Genomic DNA, 6,802 nt, shown 5'->3' on the forward strand with positions numbered 1-6,802 from the left:
TCGGTTTCAATCTGGACCAACAGTCAACTTATGGAGTTCTCGATGCGAGCAATCGTAATGACACGTACGGGCGGCCCCGAGGTACTGGTGCCGCGCGAGATGCCGACACCGCGTCCCGGCGCGGGTGAACTGACGATCAGGACGGAGGCGATTCCGGTGCTCTACCCCGAGATCGCGCTGCGTTCGGGGGCATTCCCACTTGCCGCCGAGCCGCCGCTGATCTTCGGATTCCAGGCTGCGGGAATCGTCACCGAAATCGGGCCAGAGGTCGACGCCGCCCTGGTCGGTCAGCGCGTCGCCGTCGCCACCGCCGGTTTCGGCTCCTACGCCGAATATGTCTGCGCGCCTGCGGTTTCCGCGACGCCCATACCCGAGAACCTCTCGGCGGCTCAGGCCGTCGTGGTGCTGATGAGCGGCTCGGTGGCGCTGACCCTGCTCGACGCGGCCGCGTGCACCGGCACCGAGACGGTTCTGGTCCAGGCGGCCGCGACCGGCGTCGGTGCGGCGCTGACCGAACTGGCCGCCCGCCGCGGAATTCGAGTGCTCGCCACCGCGGGCGGACCGGCCAAGGCCGAACGAGCACGGGCCGTCGGCGCGGCGGAGGTCTTCGATCACCGCGACCCGGACTGGACCGCGCGGCTGCGCGACCACCTCGGCGACACGACGATCGATGTCGTCTTCGACTCCATCGGCGGCACCACCGCCACGGCGCTGCTCGACGTCCTCACCCCGTTGTCCGGACGAATGCTCGGCTACGGATTCCTCTCCGGCGCACCGGCCCGAATCACGGCCGCCGACCTGATCGCCCGCGGACTGACCTTCGTCGGATGCGCCGGCCCGCAATGGCTGGCTGTCGTCGACGCCAATCGCGCACGAGCGCTGGAACTCGCGGCGAACGGGGACCTGGATCCCCTCGTCGAAGCCGTATTGCCGCTCGAGCGCGCCGACGAAGCGCACCGACTGGTCGAAGACCGGGCCCCGCTCGGCAAGATCGTGCTGCGACCCGCAACCAGCTGAGCGCCGACCGCCCCGCACCACCCGGCGGACAGCCGGATTGCGATCATGCAGTTGTGCCCGAACCGGTCGGCTCCGCCGCTGCGAACCCGTCGTCGAACCCGTCGACGTCTGAGCAGCCGTCACGACGGGCGAGATTCAGCGTGCTGGACCGGGTGCGGGTCGGACTGTTGCTGATCGGGCTGTTGTGTGTCGCCACCGGGCTACTACCGCGCGAGCAAGCAGCCGACAATATGCGACGCATCGGGCCACTGCTGCTGTTCCTCGGCAGCGTCATCGTGCTGGCCGAACTGACCAGGCAGGCCCGGGTATTCGATGTGATCGCGCACCGGCTCGCGATCCTCGGGCGCGGCAACTATCCCGCGCTGTTCGGGCTGTGCGTGCTGTTCGCCTCTGCGACGACCACCCTGCTCAACCTCGACACCACCGCCGTGCTGATCACCCCCGTCGTGCTGGCGCTCGCGGCGCCCGCACGTATCGCACCGCTGCCGTTGGCGATGACGACGCTGTGGCTGGCGAATACCGCCAGTCTGCTGCTGCCGGTCTCCAATCTCACGAATCTGCTTGCCGCCGACCGCGTCGCGCTCGACGCCACCGAATTCGCGGCGACCATGTGGGGGCCGCAACTGGTGTCGACGGCGGTGACCATGCTCTGCCTCTGGATCTTCTACTGGCGACGCGGCCGCCGCGACGCCGACCGGTACCTACCCCCCGAACCGGTACGCCCCGAGAATTCCGGACAACGCGCGCTGATGTACACCACCGCGCTGGCGTGCGTGCTGTTCATCGTGTCCATCCCGCTATTCGGAGACCACATCGAGATCGCGGCCACCCTCGCCGCGGTGATCGCCGTCGGCGCCTTCGCGATCTTCGATCGCCGCGCGCTGAGATGGTCGCTGATCCCATGGCAATTGCTGGTCTTCGTCGTCGGCCTTTTCCTCGTCGTGCCGACGCTGAGCCGGTACGGACTGTCGGATCTGATGCACATGCTCATCGGCTCCGATACCGGTGCGGAAGGCGCGTATCGCGCGGCAGGAGCGGGCGCCGCACTGTCCAATATCGCCAACAACCTGCCCGCCTACACGGCTGGTGAGGCGGTGGTGCCGGTCGAGAACCGCGATCAGCTGTTGGCCCTGTTGATCGGCACGAATGTCGGTCCGATCATCACGCCCTGGGCATCGCTGGCCACCCTGCTCTGCCTGGAATTCTGCCGGACCCACGGTGTCCGCGTCCCGATGACGCGCTTCGTCGTCACCGGAGCGATCCTGGCGACTCTCGCGACGACGAGCGCCGTCGCCGCGCTGCTGGCCCTCGGATGATCTCGGCACAGTCGTCGCCGATCGAGAACCGCACGGCGCTGTCGCCCGAACGGGTCAGCGACGCAGGACGAAGAAGTACGGTTCGGTCATGCCGCGCATATCCATCACGCCGAACAGGGTGTCGGCGTCGACCCGGCGGAAGTGGTCGATGATGGGCAGGTGGTCGTAGACCATCGCCGCGCTGAGGACGCCGCGGTATTCGACGGCGCGCAGGCGGGCCGTGTAGCGCTGGGTCCGCAGGGCTATTCCGGTGTAACGCAACGATTTCCGGATGGCGCGTACGCCGGGAAGCGGTACTTTTCCGGTGAGCGAGAGCGGCACCCGGCGCGGATCGACCGCGAAGATCTTGCCGTCGGTGTCGGAAAACAGCAGCGGGTGGACGGAGTTCGGGTCGTCGAACTGTTTGCCGTACCAGCCGGACGCGCCGAGTACGCCGTCGAAGGGGTGGCCTGTCTGGATCTCCGACCCCTGCCAGCGCCCGGTCACGATCTCGTCGACCGCCGCCACCGGCAGCCGATCGAACAGCGCCCATGCCTGCTCGGGCGTGCACCCGTCGGCCTGCAACCGCGCCAGTTCCTCGGTCGCCGACCGGACAGTATTCGATGTCATCCCAGCTCTCCTCACCCAGCACTATTGCGAGAACAACTGTAGCTATCTCTCACTGCCGGTGTGCCACCAGGTCGGGGCGGCCGCCGTGTGCTGCGCCACACCGCTTGACCTCGAGTGCGCTCGAGGAACGAAAATCGAATCCGTGCTCGCGGTTCGGGCGCACGCCCGCTCCGGGAACATCACACCGATGGTCCCGGTCGGCTCCCGCCGGGTCCCGTACACCCACCGGCGGGAGCCTCGGGCACCCGGAAACAGCAACAGCCGCAACCTCATCGGAGGTGCGGCTGTCGCTGTTTCGGGGGGTGCGGGAACTCACGCCGAAACGGCGATCTCCCATTCGTAGACGGTCAGTTCCGAGGAACCGCTCGTGTGCACCGGATCGGTGAAGGCGATCTCGCGCGCGGCATCGAGGCTCTCGGCCAGGATCACGTACGCGCCGCCGCTGCCGTCGGTGAACTTACCGCTCTCCTGCAACTGACCGCGCTCGAGCAACGCGTCGAGGAATCGTCGGTGGGGTTCGATCGTCGCGGCGTCGAAATTCGGCGTCCGCATTGCCATGACCAGGTATTTTCTGGTCATGCGTCGGTGCCGGGCCGCGGCGCCCGCGTCGCGGCGGCGGCCGCGCGCACCTGGGGAGCGACCAGCACGACCTGGCCGAGCACACCGTTGACGAAGGACGGCGAGTCGTCGGTGGACAGCTCCTTGGCCAGTTCCACCGCCTCGTCCACCGCGACCACCGGCGGAACATCGTTGGCGTGGAACAACTCCCACACCGCGATACGCAGGATCGCGCGATCGACGGCGGGCAGCCGCGACAGCGCCCAGTCCTGTAGGTAGGACTCGATGGTGCCGTCCACCCGATCCAGATCGTCGGCGACGCCCTCGACCAGGGTGTGGGTGTAGGCGTGCACGGGCGCGACCGACTGGTCGTGCGTCGCCAGGTCGACCCGCTCGGAGAGCAGGTCGGCCACGTCGACATCCCTGGCCTCTGCCTCGAAGAGCAGGTCCACCGCTCGACGCCTGGCCTTATGCCGGGCGCCGAGCTTCTTGAAGTTGGACTTCTTGTCTACCGGCTGTTCCGCCACAGTCACCATTATCCCCGCGCGCCGAACCGGCGATCAGGCATTGACCCGGCCGAGGTAGCTGCCGTCGCGCGAATCGATGCGCAGCTTGTCACCGGTGTTGATGAACAGCGGGACCTGCACCTCGGCGCCGGTCTCCAGGGTCGCGGGCTTGGTGCCGCCGGTGGAGCGGTCGCCCTGCAAGCCGATATCGGTGTGCTGCACGATGAGCTCGATGGAGACCGGGAGTTCCACGAACAGCGGCGCGCCCTCGTGCACGGCGACCTGGACCGCCATGTTCTCCAGCAGGAAGCGGGCGCCCGCGCCGATGGTGGCCTCGGCGATCGACAGCTGGTCGAAGGTCTCGCCGTCCATGAAGATGTAGTCGGTGCCATCGTGGTACAGGTAGGTCATATCGCGGCGGTCGACGGTGGCCGTCTCCACCTTGACACCCGCGTTGAAGGTCTTGTCGACGACCTTGCCGGACACGACGTTCTTCAGCTTGGTCCGCACGAAGGCGGGCCCTTTACCCGGCTTGACGTGCTGGAACTCGGTGATCTGCTGAAGATGACCATCGATTTTCAGCACTAGGCCGTTCTTGAAGTCGCTGGTGTCCGCCACTGTCCTCGGATCTCCTAGTTCGTAAACTTCGTTGTCGTAAACACTGTTGTCTCGCGCGACCGTCGTCAGACGACGGTCAGGTCTTTGCTGGTGTGGGTGAGCAACTCCGGGCCCCCTTCGCGCACCACGAGCGTGTCCTCGATCCGGACCCCGCCGCGGCCGGGAAAGTACACACCAGGTTCGACGGTCACCGCCACGCCAGACAGAAGTGTAGCGGTTCCGGTTTTCGCGATTCCCGGCGCTTCGTGGATCCGCAATCCGACGCCGTGCCCGAGACCGTGCACGAACAGCGCCCCGTGACCCGCGGCTTCGATCACCGCGCGGGCCGCGGCGTCGACGTCGGCGGCCTTCACACCGGGGTGCAGCGCCTTGCGCCCGGCCCGCTGCGACTCCTCGACCAGGGCGTAGATCTCGCGCTGCCAGTCCGACGCCTCGCCGAGTACCAGGGTGCGAGTCATATCGGAGTGGTAGCCGCCGATCACGGCGCCGAAATCGAGTTTCACGAAATCGCCCGACGCGAGCACCGCGTCGGTGGGCCGGTGGTGCGGAACGGCGGAATTGACGCCGGCGGCCACGATGGTCTCGAAGGAGATCGCCTCGGCGCCGTGTTCGAACATCGCCCATTCGAGGTCGCGCGCCACCTGCCGCTCGGTGCGGCCCGGCCGCAGACCGCCGCGTTCGAGCAGCGTCGCCAGACCCGCGTCACCGGCCGCGCAGGCCGCGCGCAACTGCTCGACCTCGTAGTCGTCCTTGACCGTGCGCAACTGTTCGACCAGACCGGGAGCCGCGACGAATTCCAGCCCGGTGCCCTGTTCGACGAAACCTCGATGCTCGTCGACGGTGACGACGTGGCTCTCGTAGCCGATCCGACCCATTTGCCACTCCCCCGCCAGCGCGACGATCCGGCGCGCGGTGGCGCGCGCGATCTCGGCGCGCAGATCGGGCACCTGTTCGGCGATCTGGCTGTGATATCGACCGTCGGTGCCGATGACGGTGCGATCCTCGGCATCGCGCATATCCCAGGAATGCACGAGCAGCGTGGCGTTGGATCCGGTGAATCCGGTCAGGTACCTGATGTTCACCAGATCGGTGACCAGCAGGGCGTCGACCTCGTTCTCCACCAACAGACTGCGCAGCGCACTCCGGCGCGCGGCGTAGTCGGGCCAACGGCCGGCGCGATCAGCAGACATGGGTCCAAGCTACCGCGACGCGGGCCCGCTCGGCCTCCCACGGTCCGGGCGTCTGCCGAAACCGTGGTCGCCGCGCTACCGCCCCGGCACGTGGATTCCGCACGACGTCCATGTGAGAGCCGAATTCCCTTGGAGCGGAACGTCGCATATCCACATGTGGCGAATCCATCCACATTCCGCGAATCACGCCGGACGGCGGTCGCGTTTCGGACGAGGCTGATGGTCATGAAACCCACGGCGCTCGCGACACTCACCGCGTGGTGCGCGGTTCTCGGCTGGTTCGATCTGCGTCATCGCAGGCTGCCGAATACGCTGACCACCGCCGGTGCCGCCGCGATCCTCGGATACGCCCTGGGCACAACACGATTCACCGTCGCGGTCACCGGCGGGCTGCTACTCGCCGCGCTGTACCTGGCGATCCATCTCCTCGCGCCCGCCGCGCTGGGGGCCGGTGATATCAAACTCGCGGTCGGACTGGGGGCGGCGAGCGCGTTGGGGGGCGCGCAGGCGTGGGTGTGGGCAGCCGTCGGCGCGCCCGTGCTGACGGCCGCGGCCGGGGTGGTCGTCCTGGCGGCGCGGCGAGTGGATCACGGCCTGCCGCACGGACCGTCGATGGGCCTGGCGACCCTGGTCGCGCTGATCGCGACGGCGCCATGAGATCCGGCGGGTCGCGGGGTTGCGCGAGCACCCCGCGACGACGATGAAAGAACAGAGCGCGCCACCGTCGACGTGCCCTCGATCACGAAAGACCGGATGCACCCACGCGGGGTCCGACATGGAAGGATATAGAGCGTGCTGCGCTGGATAACTGCTGGAGAATCTCACGGTCCCGCCCTCGTCACCATCCTGGAGGGGATGGTGGCCGGTGTCGAGGTGACGTCGGACGATATCTCCGCGCAACTGGCCCGCCGCCGGCTCGGGTACGGGCGTGGCGCCCGGATGAAATTCGAGGCCGACAAGGTCACCATGGTCGGCGGTGTCCGGCACG

General features: G+C 67.7%; 9 protein-coding genes. 4 read left to right on the plus strand and 5 right to left on the minus strand.

Annotated features, from left to right (window positions below; translation table 11 throughout):
• Positions 1-42: 42 nt before the first annotated feature.
• Both JZ792_RS18505 and JZ792_RS18510 read left to right on the plus strand, forming a co-directional pair.
• The gene (locus tag JZ792_RS18505; RefSeq protein WP_216911714.1) at positions 43-1,017 is read left to right on the plus strand and encodes a quinone oxidoreductase family protein; all 975 of its coding nucleotides are present in this window, start codon (positions 43-45) and stop codon (positions 1,015-1,017) included.
• Between the two features lie 53 nt (positions 1,018-1,070).
• The gene (locus JZ792_RS18510; RefSeq protein WP_216911716.1) at positions 1,071-2,333 is read left to right on the plus strand and encodes an SLC13 family permease; all 1,263 of its coding nucleotides are present in this window, start codon (positions 1,071-1,073) and stop codon (positions 2,331-2,333) included.
• A gap of 54 nt (positions 2,334-2,387) precedes the next feature.
• Here JZ792_RS18510 and JZ792_RS18515 read toward each other — a convergent pair whose 3' ends face one another.
• From JZ792_RS18515 to JZ792_RS18535, 5 genes are all read right to left on the minus strand, one after another.
• Positions 2,388-2,942, minus strand: a complete 555-nt coding sequence (locus JZ792_RS18515; RefSeq protein ID WP_216911718.1) for a DUF4334 domain-containing protein — start codon at positions 2,940-2,942, stop codon at positions 2,388-2,390.
• A 312-nt stretch (positions 2,943-3,254) separates the two neighbouring features.
• Complete coding sequence (locus tag JZ792_RS18520) at positions 3,255-3,500, minus strand: YciI family protein (RefSeq protein ID WP_254189999.1); 246 nt, start codon at positions 3,498-3,500, stop codon at positions 3,255-3,257.
• A gap of 17 nt (positions 3,501-3,517) precedes the next feature.
• Positions 3,518-4,027 (minus strand): transcription antitermination factor NusB, encoded by a 510-nt coding sequence (nusB, locus tag JZ792_RS18525; protein ID WP_216911720.1) that lies wholly within the window; start codon positions 4,025-4,027, stop codon positions 3,518-3,520.
• Between the two features lie 33 nt (positions 4,028-4,060).
• On the minus strand, positions 4,061-4,624 hold the full coding sequence (efp, locus tag JZ792_RS18530) for an elongation factor P (RefSeq protein WP_216911722.1): 564 nt from the start codon (positions 4,622-4,624) through the stop codon (positions 4,061-4,063).
• A 65-nt stretch (positions 4,625-4,689) separates the two neighbouring features.
• Positions 4,690-5,814: a M24 family metallopeptidase gene (locus tag JZ792_RS18535; RefSeq protein ID WP_216911723.1), complete on the minus strand. Its 1,125-nt coding sequence runs from the start codon at positions 5,812-5,814 to the stop codon at positions 4,690-4,692.
• 225 nt (positions 5,815-6,039) lie between these two features.
• Between JZ792_RS18535 and JZ792_RS18540 the strand changes: the two genes are divergently transcribed.
• Together JZ792_RS18540 and JZ792_RS18545 are read left to right on the plus strand one after the other, a co-directional pair.
• A complete protein-coding gene (locus JZ792_RS18540) occupies positions 6,040-6,471 on the plus strand; it encodes a prepilin peptidase (RefSeq protein WP_216911725.1) in 432 nt (143 codons plus the stop codon).
• A 135-nt stretch (positions 6,472-6,606) separates the two neighbouring features.
• Positions 6,607-6,802 (plus strand): chorismate synthase (locus JZ792_RS18545; protein WP_216911726.1); only part of this gene is annotated, 196 nt, incomplete at its 3' end.

The sequence above is a fragment of the Nocardia noduli genome, assembly GCF_019038455.1.
GTDB classification, from domain to species: Bacteria; Actinomycetota; Actinomycetes; order Mycobacteriales; family Mycobacteriaceae; genus Nocardia; species Nocardia noduli.